Annotated in this window: 14 protein-coding genes; 2 read left to right on the top strand and 12 right to left on the bottom strand. The window is 59.0% G+C overall.

Going from position 1 to position 16,793, the window contains the following annotated elements:
* Positions 1 to 28: 28 nt before the first annotated feature.
* Genes AC1DXU_RS13680 through AC1DXU_RS13695 form a run of 4 tightly spaced genes read right to left on the bottom strand, consistent with a single transcriptional unit; the run spans position 29 to position 5,718 of the window.
* Positions 29 to 1,078, bottom strand: coding sequence for an ABC transporter substrate-binding protein (locus tag AC1DXU_RS13680; protein ID WP_126070422.1), 1,050 nt, complete (start codon positions 1,076 to 1,078; stop codon positions 29 to 31).
* A gap of 43 nt (positions 1,079 to 1,121) precedes the next feature.
* Positions 1,122 to 2,807 (bottom strand): thiamine pyrophosphate-requiring protein, encoded by a 1,686-nt coding sequence (locus AC1DXU_RS13685; RefSeq protein WP_457154291.1) that lies wholly within the window; start codon positions 2,805 to 2,807, stop codon positions 1,122 to 1,124.
* On the bottom strand, positions 2,804 to 4,333 hold the full coding sequence (locus tag AC1DXU_RS13690) for an aldehyde dehydrogenase family protein (protein ID WP_477369212.1): 1,530 nt from the start codon (positions 4,331 to 4,333) through the stop codon (positions 2,804 to 2,806). Before AC1DXU_RS13690 ends, AC1DXU_RS13685 begins: the two co-directional genes overlap by 4 nt.
* Positions 4,333 to 5,718, bottom strand: coding sequence for an aminotransferase class III-fold pyridoxal phosphate-dependent enzyme (locus tag AC1DXU_RS13695; RefSeq protein WP_457154909.1), 1,386 nt, complete (start codon positions 5,716 to 5,718; stop codon positions 4,333 to 4,335). Before AC1DXU_RS13695 ends, AC1DXU_RS13690 begins: the two co-directional genes overlap by 1 nt.
* Before the next feature lie 424 nt (positions 5,719 to 6,142).
* On the opposite strand from AC1DXU_RS13695, the gene AC1DXU_RS13700 reads away from it, so the two are divergent.
* Positions 6,143 to 6,934, top strand: coding sequence for an SDR family NAD(P)-dependent oxidoreductase (locus AC1DXU_RS13700; protein ID WP_477369214.1), 792 nt, complete (start codon positions 6,143 to 6,145; stop codon positions 6,932 to 6,934).
* Between the two features lie 10 nt (positions 6,935 to 6,944).
* Here the strand turns inward: AC1DXU_RS13700 and AC1DXU_RS13705 are convergent, their stop codons facing one another.
* The 5 genes from AC1DXU_RS13705 to AC1DXU_RS13725 form a co-directional block, all read right to left on the bottom strand.
* On the bottom strand, positions 6,945 to 7,724 hold the full coding sequence (locus AC1DXU_RS13705; RefSeq protein WP_477322525.1) for an IclR family transcriptional regulator: 780 nt from the start codon (positions 7,722 to 7,724) through the stop codon (positions 6,945 to 6,947).
* A gap of 178 nt (positions 7,725 to 7,902) precedes the next feature.
* A complete protein-coding gene (locus tag AC1DXU_RS13710; RefSeq protein ID WP_477322523.1) occupies positions 7,903 to 8,922 on the bottom strand; it encodes a phosphotransferase enzyme family protein in 1,020 nt (339 codons plus the stop codon).
* Positions 8,922 to 10,208 (bottom strand): aminotransferase class III-fold pyridoxal phosphate-dependent enzyme, encoded by a 1,287-nt coding sequence (locus tag AC1DXU_RS13715; protein WP_477307793.1) that lies wholly within the window; start codon positions 10,206 to 10,208, stop codon positions 8,922 to 8,924. The genes AC1DXU_RS13710 and AC1DXU_RS13715 overlap by 1 nt, the downstream gene beginning before the upstream one ends.
* 4 nt (positions 10,209 to 10,212) lie before the next feature.
* Positions 10,213 to 11,274 (bottom strand): NAD(P)-dependent oxidoreductase, encoded by a 1,062-nt coding sequence (locus AC1DXU_RS13720; protein WP_477369216.1) that lies wholly within the window; start codon positions 11,272 to 11,274, stop codon positions 10,213 to 10,215.
* Positions 11,271 to 13,718, bottom strand: coding sequence for an FAD-dependent oxidoreductase (locus AC1DXU_RS13725; protein WP_477369218.1), 2,448 nt, complete (start codon positions 13,716 to 13,718; stop codon positions 11,271 to 11,273). Before AC1DXU_RS13725 ends, AC1DXU_RS13720 begins: the two co-directional genes overlap by 4 nt.
* Here AC1DXU_RS13725 and AC1DXU_RS13730 point away from each other — a divergent pair.
* Positions 13,711 to 13,983 (top strand): hypothetical protein, encoded by a 273-nt coding sequence (locus AC1DXU_RS13730; RefSeq protein ID WP_477369220.1) that lies wholly within the window; start codon positions 13,711 to 13,713, stop codon positions 13,981 to 13,983. The genes AC1DXU_RS13725 and AC1DXU_RS13730 overlap by 8 nt on opposite strands.
* A 349-nt stretch (positions 13,984 to 14,332) precedes the next feature.
* Here AC1DXU_RS13730 and maiA read toward each other — a convergent pair whose 3' ends face one another.
* The 3 genes from maiA to AC1DXU_RS13745 are packed head-to-tail and all read right to left on the bottom strand — an operon-like array spanning position 14,333 to position 16,784.
* Positions 14,333 to 14,968, bottom strand: a complete 636-nt coding sequence (maiA, locus tag AC1DXU_RS13735; protein ID WP_477369222.1) for a maleylacetoacetate isomerase — start codon at positions 14,966 to 14,968, stop codon at positions 14,333 to 14,335.
* Positions 14,965 to 15,168 (bottom strand): DUF2783 domain-containing protein, encoded by a 204-nt coding sequence (locus tag AC1DXU_RS13740; protein WP_126070434.1) that lies wholly within the window; start codon positions 15,166 to 15,168, stop codon positions 14,965 to 14,967. Before AC1DXU_RS13740 ends, maiA begins: the two co-directional genes overlap by 4 nt.
* Positions 15,165 to 16,784: an FAD-dependent oxidoreductase gene (locus AC1DXU_RS13745; RefSeq protein ID WP_477370348.1), complete on the bottom strand. Its 1,620-nt coding sequence runs from the start codon at positions 16,782 to 16,784 to the stop codon at positions 15,165 to 15,167. The genes AC1DXU_RS13740 and AC1DXU_RS13745 overlap by 4 nt, the downstream gene beginning before the upstream one ends.
* Positions 16,785 to 16,793 lie beyond the last annotated feature (9 nt).

Genomic DNA, 16,793 nt, shown 5'->3' on the forward strand with positions numbered 1-16,793 from the left:
GTGGAGGCGCCCATACTGTGTCATTCTATCATTGGCCGATGAGGGTCGTCATGCGCTGGTTCAGCGCATCGTAATTGTCCAGCCAGAAGCTTGCATTGGACTGGATCGCCGTCTTGATGTTGTCAGGATTGGCCGACAACAACGGCAGCACTTCCGGCTTGACCAAGGGCAGAGCATCGGTGTTCGGAACCGAGATCCCCATCTTGGATGCCAGTTGCGCCTGTCTCTCCGCTTCGGTCGCGAAATTCAGGAAGCTATAGGCCGTATCGAGATTCTTCGCCCCCTTCGGGATCGCCCAGTAGTCGATGTGGCGGATCGAATTGTTGTTGACGACCTTGTTCTTAAGCCCTTCGCCGAGATTGGTGGCGTTGATACCGCTGTCGTAGGTGGCAATGAACACCGCCTCGCCGCTTGCCAGAAACTGCCGCGACTGTCCCGGATTGGTCCACCAGATGATGTTGGGCATCAGTTCCTTGACCTTGGCGAAGGCGCGATCTTGGCCTTCCGGCGTGGCGAGCGTCTTGTAGACGTCGGCCGGCGCAACTCCATCGGCAAGCAGCGCTGCCTCCAGCGTATCGCGTGGGTCGCGATAGAGAGATCTCTTGCCAGGCCATTTTTTGACGTTCCAGAAGTCGGCCCAATTTTGAGGTGCTTCTGAGGTCTTGGCGGGATCGTAGGCGATCGACATGTTGTAGAGGACCTCACCAAGGCCGCAATCGAGCTTGGCATCCGGGATCAGCTTGGCGGCTTCCTTGATCTTGCTGTAGTCGATTTTTTCGAAGAGCCCTTCCTGGCATCCCTGGATCACCTCGACATCTTCCGCGGCAACAACGTCCCACGTGTTGTTGCCCCCTTCGATGCGGGTGCGGATGACGCCGATGCCATAGTCACGGCTGTCTTCCACCAGCTTCACGCCAGTGGCCGCGAAGGGGCTGAAATAGAGCTCCCGGACCATGTCCTGAACGAGACCGCCGAAGTTGGCGACGGTGATCTGCTTTTCTTGAGCACTGACACTTAGGGCGGTGGCTGTGACCAGAGCGGCGCCGAGACACAGTGCCTTGATGTGAGATTTGAACATTTTTTTAGTCCTCCGTTTTGTTGAGTATTCCCCGGTTTTATGTTCAGGCAACCAACACGTTGAGGACGGCCTGACGTCCCTCCTGCTCTACGGCATGCAGGGCACGGCGAAGCGCTGCCGGCAGGTCTTTCGCCTGCTCGACCCGCTCGCCGTAGCCGCCGGATGCTTCGACGATCTTTTCATATTCGGGACTTGGCTCGAGATACGTGAAGACCGCATTTCTGTTCGATCTGGTTTCGCTGTCCGGGTAGACGGACAGCGTGGCGCGCCGAACTGCTGCCCACATGCTGTTGTTCATTATGATGGTCAGCGTCGGCAATTGATTTGCCCGGGAAACGAAATGGGCAGGGGTCGGGTTGCCGAACATGTAGGCGCCGTCGCCAACCAGGCTGATGACGCGTCTTTCCGGCGCGGTCAGTTTTATTCCCAGAGCCGCGCCGAGTGCCCAGCCAAGACCGCCGGAGCTTGGCGCGCCAAAATAGCCCCCACCGCCATCGAGTGCGAGAAGCTCAGTCGGGAATGCCGTCTCGGCGAGAATGGTGTCGCCTTCCCCCGACACGTCGGCCAGGCAACGTGCCACTTGAGCATAGCTTGGCAGTTCGACGTCGGCTACGGCTCGTTCTCTCAGGGTCCTGAACGCAGTCCGCTTGGTATCGAGCCAGGCAATCCTTTCCTCGACCACATCTGCTTCGGCGTGGCTTGCGGCCTGGATCAAACGCATGGCTGTAGCGACATCGCCATCGATCGCCAGGTCGGCCTGAAATCCACGCACGGGGTACCGCGAGAAGTTCGGATCGAAGGCCAGGTGGATCACGCGCGTCCTGGCACCAGGACTGTGATGCAGAGGAATCCACGGCACGTCGCAGGACGCAACGATGATGAGGTCGGCCTCCTCAACCAAGGGCCCGGGTTCGAAACCAACGAAGCTTGCATTATCAATATCAAGCGGCATGAAGCGCGGGCGGTGCGCCGCCACCGCAATCGAGTGGGCTCCGGCAAAGGCCGCCAATGCTTGGCGTTCGCGCGCCTCACGACCAAGCGCGCCGGTTACGATGAGTGGACGCCTCGCTTCAGCCAGCCATTTTGCAGCAATGTTGATGGCGTTCTCGTCAGGAGCGGGCGGCGCCACCTGTGGTGAAGTCCGTCCCGGTTCAACAGACACGGGTTCGCCAAAGGTCTCGCGCGGCAAGGTGAGATAGACCGGACCACGTGGATGGGCCGTGGCAATGCTTATCGCCCGGTCGACGACAAGGTCGGTTTGATCTGCCCGACGTAGCTCATAGTCCCATTTGACGACCTCGCGAACCATGGCGCCCTGGTCGAACATCTCCTGAGCCCAGTGGATGAAAGCGTTGCGCGATGCCAGGGAACCCGTTTCGGTGATCGGGTTGCGGCCGGCACAAAGGATGAGCGGCACCTGTTCGCGAGAGGCGTTGATGAGCCCGCAGATTGCGTTAGCCGTCCCGACATTGACGTGCACCATGACCGCTTGCGGATTGCCGGTGGCAAGATAGGCGCCGTGCGCCATGGCCACCGCAAGATTTTCGTGCGGCACGGTGATCGGTCGAGGAAGGGCGGATGGCTGGGGATGCGTCGCATAGGCCTCGATGATCGCGGCAAAATCCGTTCCTGCATTGCCGAACAGGTAGTCGACTCCACGCCGCTTCAATGCTTCGAGAAAGGCCGTGGCTGCAGTCGTCGCTTTCACCGGTTGCGTGGCGACGATCATACGACGGCTCCGACAGCGCGGGCAGAACGGCGAATGAGCGTCGCCTTGATATCCGTGAACTTGTCGAAGGCGTGCAGCGAGCGATCGCGACCGAAGCCGGACTCCTTGAAGCCACCGAACGGCATTTCGATGTTCACGCCTCCGGCGGCGTTGACGAAGACGCTGCCGGCATGCAGGCGCTCGCTGGCGTGGAGTGCCTTGTCTATGTCACGTGTCCAGACAGCGGCACCAAGGCCGTAGCGTGTGCCATTGGCGATCGCGATGGCTTCATCGAGCGACGTGAAAGACATTACGGCGAGCACCGGCCCGAACACTTCCTCCTGCGCCAGCTTCGAGGCGGGTTCGACACCGACGGCGATCGTCGGTCCAATAAAGCAGCCCTCGGAAGGCCGTTGCGCCTTGCGTCCATCAAGCATCAGGCTCACGCCCTCCTGTCCCTCGGCAACAGCGATTGCCCGGGTAATGCCATCGAGCTGCCGAGCGTTGACCACCGGGCCGAGATCATTGCCTAGATGAAGCGGGGACCCGGTCTTCAGCGTTGCGGCGATTTCCGTGATGCGCTTGACGAAGTCATCGTGAATGGCGGCATCAACCAGGAGGCGGGACGGTGCATTGCAGATTTGTCCCTGGTTGCGAAAGATAGCGCGAGCGGCGGTCTGGGCGGCCTCTTCCAGATCCGGTGCGTCGGCCAGCACGATGTTGGCGGTCTTGCCGCCACATTCGAGACTGACCCGCTTGAGATTGCTTTCGCCTGCGTAGCGTAGAATCCGTCCGCCCACCCGGCCCGACCCGGTGAAAGCGATCGCGTCGACGTCGGGATGGAGTGCAAGCGCGCGACCTGCTTTGTCGCCGCGCCCGGTCACGACATTGAAAACGCCGTCCGGTACCCCTGCTTCACTGGCAAGTTCAGCGAGCCGGATGATCGCCAGCGAGGCGTCTTCGGCTGGTTTCAGGACTACGGAATTGCCACTGGCCAGCGCCGGACCCAACTTCCAGGCTGCGATCATCAATGGGAAGTTCCATGGAACGATGACGCCGACGACTCCGAGCGCGATCTTGGCGACGAGCCCGGTCTCGCGATCCGAGATCGGCAGCATCTCATCGCTGAGCTTGTCGAGCGCCTCGGCATACCAGCGGATGGTGCCGGCAGCTTCGCCGGCATCCATATTGATGGCCATCCCGACCGGCATGCCCATGTCTCTGGATTGCAGAACACCCAGTTCGAACTGATGCTGGGCGATCAGATCGGCGAACCCCAGGAGGATTTTCTTGCGTTCGCGCCGACCGAGCCCGACCCAGCGCCGGCCCGCGAAGGCCCGCCGCGCCGACTCAACCGCGACATCGATATCGGCCGCGTCGCCTTCGGGAAAATCGGTAAGTCTCAGCCCGTCGATTGGCGAAATGCTGTCCATGCGCTGGCCGCTAATGGCCTCACAGGACTTTCCGTCCACGAATGACATGGCCGGCGAAAGGGACTTGGCGGCTTCCGCATTGATGCGTTGTTGAAAATCGGGGTTCGTGTTCATCAAGCGGCTTTCTGGACCCGCTCTACGGCGGCAACTGCCTGACCGATCGTCTCGACGATAGTCGTGACCTGCTCGGCGTTGATCGTCAGTGGCGGCGACAGTATAACCTTGCTGGCCATGACCCGAACGATGACGCCCTTGGTGAGGCAGGTCTCGGCAAAAACCCTCATCTCTGGATCAGCAGGCCCGAAAGACTTCTTGGTATCCTTGTCGCGCACCAGTTCCACGCCCACCATCAACCCGCGGCCGCGCACATCACCGATGATCGTCGACTGCTCTGCAACGGCGTTGAGCCCGTCCATGAGCTCAACTCCCCGCGCGGCTGCGTTTTCAGAAAGCTTTTCACGCACCACGATGTCCAGCACCGCGGTCGCCGTCGCACAGGCCAGCGCGTGGCCAGAATAGGTATAGCCATGCATGATCGGTGCGGGATTGGCCGGGTTATCCCATGCCGCCGCGACTTTGGCGCTGACCATTGTTGCGCCCAGGGGAATGTAGCCTGCCGTGATGCCCTTGGCGAAACACATGATGTCGGGCTTTACGCCCCAGAGCCGACATCCGAACATCTCGCCGGTGCGACCGAAGCCAGTGACGATCTCGTCGGCGATCAAAAGCACACCATGACGATCGCAGATCTCGCGCAGCAACGGCCAGTAGTTCTCTGGGGGGACAATTACGCCCCCAGCACCTTGGATCGGTTCGGCGATCACGGCCGCCACGGTATGGGCGCCCTGATAGACGATTTCACGCTCCAGCTGCTCTGCACAGATCCGTCCCAGTTCCTGCGGGTCGGTCGTCCACTGGTTGCGGTACAGGAATGGACTGTCGACCTGAAAGAAACCTGGCATCAGCGGCTCGAAAGCCTGCCGGAACGGCGGATTGCCGCCGGCCGACAATCCGCCGAAATGGACGCCGTGATAGCCGTATTTCAACGAGAAGAATTTGGTGCGTTCCGGCTGCCCGGTCAGCTTGTGATATTGGCGCGCGAGCTTGAGCGCGGTCTCGACTGCGTCCGAGCCGCCGGATGAAAATAACACCTTGGCCATCTGCTCGGCCGCGAGCATTTCACTCAGACGCGTCGACAGTTCGATCTGCGGCGGGTTCGAGGTCTTGCCGAAGGTTGTGTAGTAGGCGATGCGGTCGAGTTGCTCGACGATTGCGTGTTTCACTTCCTCACGCCCATGGCCGATGTTGACGTTCCAGAGACCGCCGACCGCATCGAGATAGGACCGTCCGTCGATGTCCTCGACGAACACGCCCTTGCCCTTGCTGATGATCAACGGCGCCGACCTGGCCGTCTCCTGAGGCGAAATCATCGGATGCAGGATGTGCCGCGCGTTGTTGGCCTTGATGAAGGCAGCATAGTTTTTGAATTCCGGGCTCATCGCATCATGTCTCGTTTCAAATAAATCAACACTGGTGTCGATATCGATACGCTATGGTCAAAAGCAGTTCATGTCAACAAAGCTGGCGGGGGATCGAACCCACTTTGTCGGGCGCGTTGCCACGGGCTCGGCTTAGGGGCTGCGCTGTTATCTGGCGAAATCCCAAACCGTCATGCGAACGGCGTTCATGCCGGCTGAACGCCTGAAGTTTTCCCTAAACAATTGCATGATTTACATTCTGCGCGCGAGACGTCATTGATAATAAGTCAACGCTGTATCAACAGGAGTTCACACCATCACCGGCGCAGTGCGCCAACGCATCGGCGGCCGCGAGCATTCTCTCGCGAAATCAACGCCAGGAGTGCCGCACCAGCAAAGCTGGTTCGGGTGGTTCGAGCGACAGAACTAAAATCGGAGGAACTCTTTGGGATATCTCAATCCACCGCCACTTGAGACTTGCTACACGCGACTGCAAGACAAGGTCATTTTCATAACGGGCGCTTCGAGCGGCATTGGCGCAGCAGCGGCTGAGCTCTTCGCTCGGGAAGGCGCCAAAGTCGTAGCAGCGGCCCGACGTACCGAACGTGTTGAAGACGCTATGTCCAAATTGCGTGCCGAGGGATTGCAGGCTGCCGCGGTCGCCTGTGACGTATGTAATGAAGTGTCCGTGGAGAACGCCGTACGTTTCGCATCAGAACGTTTCGGTCGTCTGGATGGCGCTTTCAACTGTGCAGGAGTGAGCGGCGCGCGGATGCCAATTCACATGGCACAAGTGGAGGAATTCGATCGGGTCATGCAAACCAACCTGCGTGGCGTGTTCCTTTGCTTGAAACACGAGGCCGCAGCTATGCTTCAATCGGGAGGTGGGTCGATCGTCAATGCCTCGTCCATTGCTGGCATGATCAGCGCCGCCGGCAACAGCATCTACGCTACCAGCAAGTGGGGCTTGACCGCGCTAACGCGTTGCGCCGCGCTTGACTATGCCCGTGATGGAATTCGCGTCAACGCCATCGCACCTGGCCCGACGCGGTCGGAAATGTTCGATGCTTGGAAGCCATCTGAAGAGGATCGCGAGCAACTCGCAGAGGCATTCCCGATGAATTATGTCGCGCACCCTCAGGACATGGCTCGCGCAGCGCTATTCCTGTTGTCGGATGAATCGCGCTGGACGACGGGCGCTATTTTACCTTGCGAAGGCGGTAGAAGCGCTGTCTAGAAAGCCTTAACTAGGACGTCTGCACCGCGTTCGCCGCCAACACCTCCATTCCGACTGGAATTTTACGACCAATTCTCCGGGCCGTTTCAGTTAACACTGATCGGTGCTTGAGCAGTTCCACTGTCGAGAGCCGGCTGGCCGGTGCAAGTATGCTAAGCGTGGCAACCAGCGAACCATCCCCATCGCGAATAGGAACCGCAATTCCCCGCACGCCTTTCTGGTAACTTTGGTCGGCAACTGACAGCTGCTCTTGCCGTACCTTGGCCAGCTTCTCCGAAAAATCGTTGATGTCTGGCGCGGGAAATGCCGGATATGCGCGGGCTGCCTCCTCGACCACGCTCGCCGAATCTTGCGCCGACATCTCCGCGAGACTGATGAGCCCTGTAGCCGTGACGTGGACCGGTGATCGCTCACCCAAAGTGAAACGAACAGTCAGCGGGTGTGACGCTTCGTTATAGTGTACGCAAACCATATCGCGGCCATCTCGTACATGTAGGCCAACGCTTTCACCAACCTCTTCGCGAAGGCTGCGCATCTCGCCTGCGGCGAGCTCAACAAAGCCAAGCGCCTGAAGACGCGAAGCCGCCAAATCCAAAATCGCCAACCCTAGGCGGTACCTCTTGGTCGCCAAATTCTGCTCAATAATGCCTTCTTCCCACAGCGATCGCAGGAGTCGATGTATTGTCGCCTTGTCGAGCACCAGCCGGCGAGCGAGTTCGCTGACCCCGAGTTCGGGATGCTGAACACTAAATTCTCGAAGCAATCGGATCGTAAGCTTTGCCGTTTTCATAGCGCCCTGACTTAAATGCTCCTCGTGACTAGTCCCCTCGCAACCTCTCGGTCAAGTAGCTGCAATGGTGCGATGGGACCAGGAGCGCGCGGTTGGAAATAGCAGGCTTTGAAAAAGGCACGGTGCGGACGGAGCCGCACAAACCAATATGACCGCGATGCGAACCAACCTGTCGTTTCTATTCATGATCCAAATACCAAGTTGCCGTTTCGGCCGCTTTCTTTGACATTCTGGCTCCGGTCTCACGCGCCGCATCGCTGTCGGCTCGACTTTGCATCCACCCTATCATTGCAAAAGCGCGTAAGGCGGTGAACAATGGCAATGCCTTGATGTCACGCGCTGTCAACGTCCTTTCCGAGGCATACCCCTCCAGCAATGCGGATTCGATGACGTCAAAGAGCGGATCCTCTCGATTCTGATAGAGGCTCACCGCAACGTCGTACATACGCCACCCGAAGCCGCAATCATCGAAATCGATGACTTGGGCCGAGTGGTCCTCGCTCATCAAAATATTCTCGCGCACAAGGTCTGCATGTATCAATCCGAAAGTCCTGGCGCTTTTTTCGAAACCCACTAAAGCACCCATCGCCTTTTCGCGAGATTTCCATACGAGGTCACGCAAGGCATGATCGAGCAGAGGCGAGTTGGTAAAAGGCCCCCACAATGGATTTTCGGAGAAGAAAGCTCCGAAGTCCCATGCGTGCCTTTCAAAATCACGGGGAAGAGGCCACGCCTCAGTCAGATTGTGCATCCGCGCGATCGTGCGTCCCAAGGCTGAGAAAGAACGCTTCGCTTCGTCACCTGACATGTTTAGCGGGACGCCACTCTGGCCAAGCGGCCGCCCCTCCACCCAGGACATGCAGTCAACTTGTCGCGACTGAGAGGAAGCCTCCGTCCGAGCATGCACGAACAACTCACCCGACAAAGCTGCAATCGGCCGGGGCGTCGGGATGCCACTGGCTTGCAGGTAGTTCATCCACTGCAACTCCGATCGCAACGCGGCGTCGGAATGGTAGCCAAACCGGTGGATACGCAATGCCGCAGGCAGGCCACTTGGCATGACGACACGAAAAACCACGTTCTCCCGGTATTTGAGCAATACTGGATCGCAGTCTTCGACCCCCCAGGCTATCAGCGCCTGACGAGCCAGATCCTTCATCGCGACGGCTTCATCGGCGTTGTTCTGATGCCCGGTCATCAGAGCGCCTCGCAGGCAAGGTCGGCAAGAACCTCATCAAGGATACCAACGAGGAATGTCGCATTCTCAATGCCAAAAGGCATTGGTGGTCTTATTTTTAGAACGTTGCCGTGAATGCCGGTCTTGCCTATCAGAACTCCACGTTCGCGCATTTCATCGACGACGGCGGTCGCCAAGTCAGGCGCTGGGTCGCGGATAGCGCGGTTACGGACCAACTCCAGCCCGAAAAACAGCCCCGTACCTCGGATATCACCGACGCACTTATGACTCTCGGTCAAGGGGCGCATCAGTGCCAGCGACGCTTCACCTACTCGCTGTGCGTTGTCGATGAGGTTCTCGCCCTCTAGCACGTCCAGCACCGCGTTGGCTGCCGCACACGACACTGGATTGCCGCCGAAAGTGTTGAAGTAGCGGAAGGCCTCGCGAAACGATGCCAAAATCGCTTCTGATGTCGCAACGCCGGCAACGGGGTGGCCATTACCCATCGGCTTGCCCATGGTTACGATATCAGGCAGGAAGCCGACGCGCTGGTGGCCCCAGAAATGCGTGCCTGTGCGACCAAATCCAGGTTGCACCTCGTCGGCGATCACCAATCCACCAGCCAAGCGCACGGCTTCGATGGCGCCATCGAAGAAGCCGTTGACCAAACTTGGAAATCCCTCATTGGCCAGCATCGGACACACGATCAAGGCCGACATGCCTATTCCGGCGGCCTGCAGCGACGCGATAGCTTCGCGGACGTCGGCAGCGAACCGCTCACCTTCCTGCCCATCCCCTGGCCTAAGGCTATCCGGTGCCGGTACGAGCCGAATATGTTGAGCATGGCCGCCGATCGGCGGCATGCGCGTGCTTAGCTGTGAGACCGCGGCGGTGTTTCCATGATACGTCGCGTCCGTAGCGATAACGCCCAGGCGCCCGGTAACAGCTTGCGCCATTCGTAGCGCGATATCATTCGCCTCGCTGCCGGTACACGCAAGAACCGCTGTCGAAATCGGCGGAGCGAACGTCGCTGTCAAACGTTCGACATAGTCGAGAATGGTCGTGTGTAGATAGCGAGTGTGGGTGTTGAGCAGCGACGCCTGTCGATGCATCGCCTCTACGACATGCGGATGACAATGGCCGACATGGGCCACATTGTTATAAGCGTCAAGATAGCGCCTGCCGTCCGAGTCGAAAAGCCAAACACCCTCCCCACGCACGAGGTGGATCGGATTGGCGTAAAAGAGCTGAGACTTGGCCCCCAAAAGTTTGGCGCGCCGCGCCACCAGATCGGATTGCTGGGCCATGTTCTTATCTGTCAACGGTTGTATGCAGTTTGGGCGCTGCCGAGCCGAAGCGCCCTTGCCAATTGGCAGCGACTTCTTGATTGTACAAATGGCGCGGAGGGTTACCGGCCAGCAATTCGTGCAGATTGTCGATCAAGGACTCCGTAAGTGCGCGCATCAGTTCAACGGTGTGACCCGCATTATGCGGCGTGAGGATTGCGTTGGCACAATGACGCAGCCGGCTTTCGGCTGGCAGGGGTTCGATTGCGAAGACGTCAACTGCCGCCCCGCCGAGGCGACCTGCCTGTAGCGCGTCTGCCAGCGCATCTTCGTCGATCAACGCGCCTCGTGACGTGTTGACGATCACGGCGCCTGGTTTCATCAGAGCAAGTTCATCTCTCCCAATCAAGCTACGACTGGCACCGGTCAACGTCATGTGGAGCGATACGACATCGCTCTCACAAAGGAGATTTGTTAGAGGCACTGCGGTCGCGTCCAGGTCTGCATCCGTCACTGCGGGGTCGGCGACAAGGATTCTCACCTGCCACGGCGCCAAAAGTTCAGCCACCGCTCGACCGATGCGGCCAAATCCGACCAGCCCTACTGTCTTTCCTCGTAGCATACGGCCAAGCACCAACGGCTCGCGCCAACTTCCATTCATCAACACCGTTTGCTTTTCTGCAACACGGTGCATCAAGCTCGCAATGAGCATCACCGTTGCTTCCGCCATGCTGTAGACACTCTCAGCCGGTGCTCCATGGCCGACCGCTATGCCGGCGAGCGTTGCCGCCTTGACGTCGAGTGGATCGACGCCGATCGTCGGAAAAACAATGCTTCTTAACCTCGCTGCCTTCTTCATCAAGGCGACCGGGAAACGACCGCGCGGCGTCAGCACCAGAATGTCGATGCGGGCGGTGAGGTCTCCCCACTCTTCCGGCGGCGATCGTGGTGAAACCACTTCGTGGCCAGCGGATTTCACCATCGATCGAGCATGATCGAGTGCATCGTGCAGAATCGCGCTCTCCGGCACTGCGACCACAAATCGCGACGGTTCTATCTTACTCGAACGTGGCATCTGGGGGTTCACATACGTGTCCGTTCGCCAGTCGGATCGTAGAATGGAGCCAATTGAGCCACGGCAGGAAACTTCGCACCTGCCACCTCGATCTCGAAGCTTCCCTGTTTCAGCCAATCAGCAGAAGCACCGCCGGGGGCGAATACGTAACCCATGCCGAGCGATCGGTCGATGCGAAAGCCCCAGCCACCAGAGGTGATGGTGCCCACGCGATCGCCGTTGCGCCAGATGATCTCGTTGCCGATCAAGATCGGTGCGTCGTCGCCTTCCAAGGCGAACTGAACGAGCCGAGATTCTGGGGGGCGTCCCCGCTGCGCCTCGACCCTTTCCCGGCCGATAAAGTCGCCCACCTTGTGCCAGCCCACCGCGAAGCCGAGACCGGCCTCAACCGGTGTTTCGTCGGCAGTGATGTCCAAGCCCATCAGGCGATATCCGCGCTCCAGGCGACACGCCGCTACCGCGTAGAGTCCAGCATAGCGCAATCCGAAGCCGGCACCTGCTCCAACGATCAGGTCGTGGAGATAGCCACACATCTCGGTAGGCACCAGGATTTCATACCCGAGTTCGCCTACAAAGGTCACGCGAGAAGCGCGAACTGTTACATGTCCCAGGTTGATTTCGTCGGAATACCCAAAATTGAGGGCATCGTTCGAAAGGTCAGAATCGCTCAGACTCTGTAGCAACTGCCGGCTCTTGGGGCCCATTATAGCCAAGAGACCAAAAGAATTCGTGACATCCTGAACGGCAGTCGCCGCGCCTTTCGGCAAATTAGCATCCAACCACGCGAGATCGATCCTCTGATCGGCGAAACCAGAAATGACCAGGAAGCGATCCTCGGCCAATCTTGTGACCGTGAGATCCGCCTCGAACCCACCCTTCTCGTTCAACCAAGCTGTGTAAACCACTTTTCCGACCGGTGCGTCGATTTCGTTTGCGCAGAGCCTGTTGAGATCGCGGAGTGCATCCGGACCGGAGATGACGAATTTGGCATAGGCCGATTGGTCAATCAGCGCGACATTGTCGCGGACAGCCAGGCTTTCTTCGCGCGCAAACGGATACCAATCCTGCCGCCCCAATCTGTATCGGAACTCGCTGGAATCCTTGGGTGCGTACCAAAGCGGAATTTCCCAGCCGACGCGCTCACCAAAGTGCGCACCAGCCGCTTTCAGTTCATGGTGCAATGGCATCCGACGCACATCGCGAGCGCTCTTCATTTGCTTGCCGGGCCAAGGCATGTTTGACCAGATGCCAATCGACTCGGTCACTCGTTCGGCCATAAAGTGGCGATTGGCTTGGAATGGCATTGTGCGGGTAAGGGCGAACGCATGCATATCGACCGGGCTGTTGCCTGAGGCAACCCATTCCGCCACGACTTTGCCCATGCCGCCTGATGACATAATGCCGCTGGAATTGAAGCCAGCTGATACAAATAATCCGCTGACCTCGGGGGCCGGCCCTATGAGATAGCGGCCGTCTGCGGTAAAACTCTCCGGCCCGACGAAAAGGGTCTGCACACCAGCGCTTTCTAGACGCGGCACGCGCTTTGTTGCCATGGCAAGTTCGTTTTCGTAGTGCTCGTAGTTCCCCGGCAGACTATCGAACTCGAATTCCTCCGGAATGCCGTGCGTGGCCCATGCCTTGCCACGCTCCTCGAAAATTCCGACAAGCAACTTGCCTGCGTCCTCCTTGTAGTAAGATCGTTCTTCCGAAATCACGAGAACGGGCGTTTTTGAGTCGAGCTGGGCGATCGGTTCCGTAACCATATAGAAGTGTTCGGCCGCGTGAAGCGGCACAGCCACGCCGACCTTGCGCGCCAGTTCCCTAGTCCACATGCCGCAGGCCAGAACAACCGTGTTCGCCTCGATCTGCCCGTCTTCAGTCTCGACGCCGACGATCCTATCGCCGCGTTTGAGGAGTCCAGTGACATTTGTATCCTCGAAGATGCTGACGCCACCTTGGCGAGCGCCCTTGGCCAGGGCCATGGTATAGTCCACAGGATTGACCTGACCATTTTCGGGAATATGAAGCGCCCCTAGGATGCCATCAATGTTCAGAAGCGGCCACGCCTCTTGAAGTTCTTCTGGCGTCACCATGGGGGCCAGAACGCCAATATATTGGGCATAGGAAGAGGAGCGCCTCAGGAGTTCCAGCCGATTTTCGTCGAGGGCGATCATAAAGCCGCCATTCTGCTTGAATCCTGTGGACTGCCCGGTTTCTTCTTCGAGGCGGCGCAGAAGATCTATCGAATATTTCGCTAAATCAGCCATTGATCGCGACGGCCTCAGTCGACCGACAATGCCGGCCGCGTGCCACGTCGTTCCGGATGTCAGTTTCTTGCGCTCCAGCAAGACGACGTCACGTTTTCCGAACTTCGGCAGATGGTAGGCAATCGAGGTTCCGACGATTCCACCCCCGACAATTACGACATCGGCGCGTGCGGGAATTTGCTTGGACACTGACTTTCTCCCCTCAAAAAGCGGCTTCCAAGCCGATCTGGATAAGCTCGAACAAGATGGAAAAGTGATCGCCTTCAGGCATCAGCCCTCCGCGCTTGTCTTGCCGCCTATCGGTCCATACGCGACGCTTGTTCGATACGATCGTGAATCGTTGATTATATCGCAACGCCGTTTCACTACTATTTCCGGCGCAAACGCGAGTGTCAATGCCCGTCCAGCAGTGAAGGAGCCGATTGAAGGCTGGACCGTCGTGCAAAGCCGTTGACCCAGAGCGCCTCTGCACGGCCTCGGTTATCAGGCTCGTCAGCCTGCGGCCGGCGGTGACGTCCGATAGAACTCGGCGCAAGCGAAGTCAGACCAGCAATGCGATGTCAGTTCGGTGTTTACGCGAAGAATTGCAAAGCGCAGGATTGCCGACGCCGAAACCGGCGAAGCAGGCCAAATCGGACGCACCGGTCCGGAGAAGTTTTTGGTGAGGCTCAGTTCTGGCCCTGTGACAGCGCGCCCGCGACCGACGCGGCACCGGCCTTCATGGGAAGGCTATCGGGCTGCTTTTTATCTCGTGAGCTGGCGTTCAAGTGGTCGCCCTAGGTGCACGGGGCGAACTTTCGCAATCATGTCTTTACCGCTTCCGGATGGGCCGCGCGAAAGGCTGGCAGTTCCGCACAAGTGGAATCGATGGCCCGAATGCGGGGCATGTCCTTGAGATCGACACCCCATCGCTCAGCATTGTAGACCTGCGGCACAAGGCAGAAATCTGCCATAGTCGGGCTGTCTCCATGACAGAATCTGCCAGTTGACGGATGCGTGAGCAGGGTTTCAAACGCGCGAAGCCCCTCCCCGATGAACTTACGCATCCAAGCAGTGCGGACTGCTTCGCCGCCTCCAGTGAGTTCCACGACATGGGCGCTGACGCCCATGTTACACACAGGATGAATATCCATGGCGATCGCGTGGGAGAGAGCCCTAACGCGCTGGCGGCCGGGCGCATCTTTCGGCAGCAACGTGGCCTCGCGGGTTTCGCAGAGATATTCGATGATCGACAGCGACTGGGTCAGCATTACGCCGTCGATGTCGAGCACGGGTACGAGACCTTGCGGATTGCGTGCCAGATGGTCCCGCGATTTATGGGTCTTGTCCAGGAGGTTTACGGGGACTGCTCGATAAGCGAGGCCGATGCTGTTAAGCGCGATGCGCACACGGTAGCTCGCAGACGAGCGCCAGTAGTCGTAGAGAACGATGTCGCTCACGTCGGTTTGCCGCAGTGTAACGCAGTTTTGAGCGCTTCACTCAGCACCATTCGGTTACCGATATGGTTGGCGAGCAGCAGAATAAGACGGGCGTTCAAAGCATCGCTTTCAGCCTTGCTCAACCCCTCATGAGCGTCGAGCAGTTCCGCATAGAAATCGTCGGGTCGAGCTATGTTGGGCATGGTTGTCAGTGCCGTCATCGCAATCTCCCGATGGCTTTCAGCAACGCACTCCGAACCGCCATCTCGTCGAATGCGTGCCAGCGGGCAGCGACGTGCTGATCTGGACGAAGCAGGTAAACGGCGCTCGTGGCGGTCCCGAGCCAACGTGCGCGAAAAGCCTCGGTGTCGTCGCCGGTCGCGGCCACGACGACGCGTTCGATCGGAATGCCGTCGATGTCCAGCATCTCAGGCGCTCCGGCATTGATGGTAAGAAGCTGGAAGCCGCCACCAAGGCGGTCGAGTAGCCAGCCTCCGCCCACAGGCGCATCCACAGCCGGCGAACCTGGCCGGGTTTGCATCGGCAAACCGTCACAATCGGGCCCGTTCAGCGGAGAGCCGTCATAGGTCGATGGAACCGAAAGGCGGCCTGAGTTGACCATGGGGCGCGTGGCTGGAAGGTGCTCTGAAAGATCGAGCACGGCGTCGCGGAAGAGGCGGCTGGTCTCGGACTTCGGCGTGATGAAGTCTGTCGAGCGCGACGAATTGAGGATATTTTCATCAGCTGCCTGCACCCGCTCGGCGTCATAGCTGTCCAGCAGGCTCGCAGGCGCTTTGCCGTCGATCACCAGCTTGAGCTTCCAGGCAAGATTGTCAGTGTCTTGCAGGCCCGAATTGGCGCCGCGGGCGCCGAAGGGCGAGACCTGATGCGCGCTGTCGCCGGCAAAGATCACCGGACCATGGCGGAATTTTTCCATGCGCCGGCATTGGAACGTGTAGATCGAGACCCAGTCGAGTTCGAACTGCGCGTGCTCGCCGAGAAACGCCTTTAACCGCGGGACCACCTTTGCCGGCGTCGATTCCGCTTGCTTGTCGATGTTCCAGCCAAGCTGCAGGTCGACCCGCCAGACATTGTCAGGCTGCTTGTGCAAAAGCGCGGACTGGCCGCGGTTGAAGGGCGGATCAAACCAGAAGCGGCGCTCAACCGGAAAAGCAGGACTGTCTTCCATAACGATGTCGGCGATCAGGAAGTTGTCCTCGAAGATCCTGCCGATGAAATCGAGGCCGAGTGCCTTGCGCACGGGGGAACCTGCGCCATCGCAGGCGATCAACCAGTCGGCGATCAGATCATACGGGCCATCCGGCGTATCGACGGAGACACGGACACCGTTTCCGGTATCATTGACGCCTGTCACGCGATTCTTGCCGCGCAGCTCGATCGGTCGCCCTTCCGCCTCCAGCGTGCAGGCACGGTCAACCAGATACTGCTCGAGGTAGTATTGTTGGAGATTGATGAAAGCCGGCTGTTTGTGACCACCCTCGGGCAACAGGTTGAATTCGAAGACCTGTCGTTCGTCGAAATACACCTTGCCTACGCTCCACTGCACACCCTTCTCCACCATCGGAGCCGCACAGCCGAGCCGATCCAGGATTTCCAGCGAGCGCTTGGCAAAGCAGATGGCGCGCGAACCGAAGCTCACCTTGTCATTGTCGTCGAGTACAACGACGGCAATGCCCTGACTGGCCAGGTCGATCGCCAAAGCAAGGCCCACAGGCCCCGCCCCGACGATGGCGACAGGGCGGCGAACGGGTCTCTCGGCGTCCTGGTCAGACGATCGCCGGTAGGGATAGAGCGGTGTTTCGAAGATCTTGGTGATGTGTGCCTC

It is taken from the genome of Mesorhizobium sp. P3_A10, assembly GCF_056403175.1.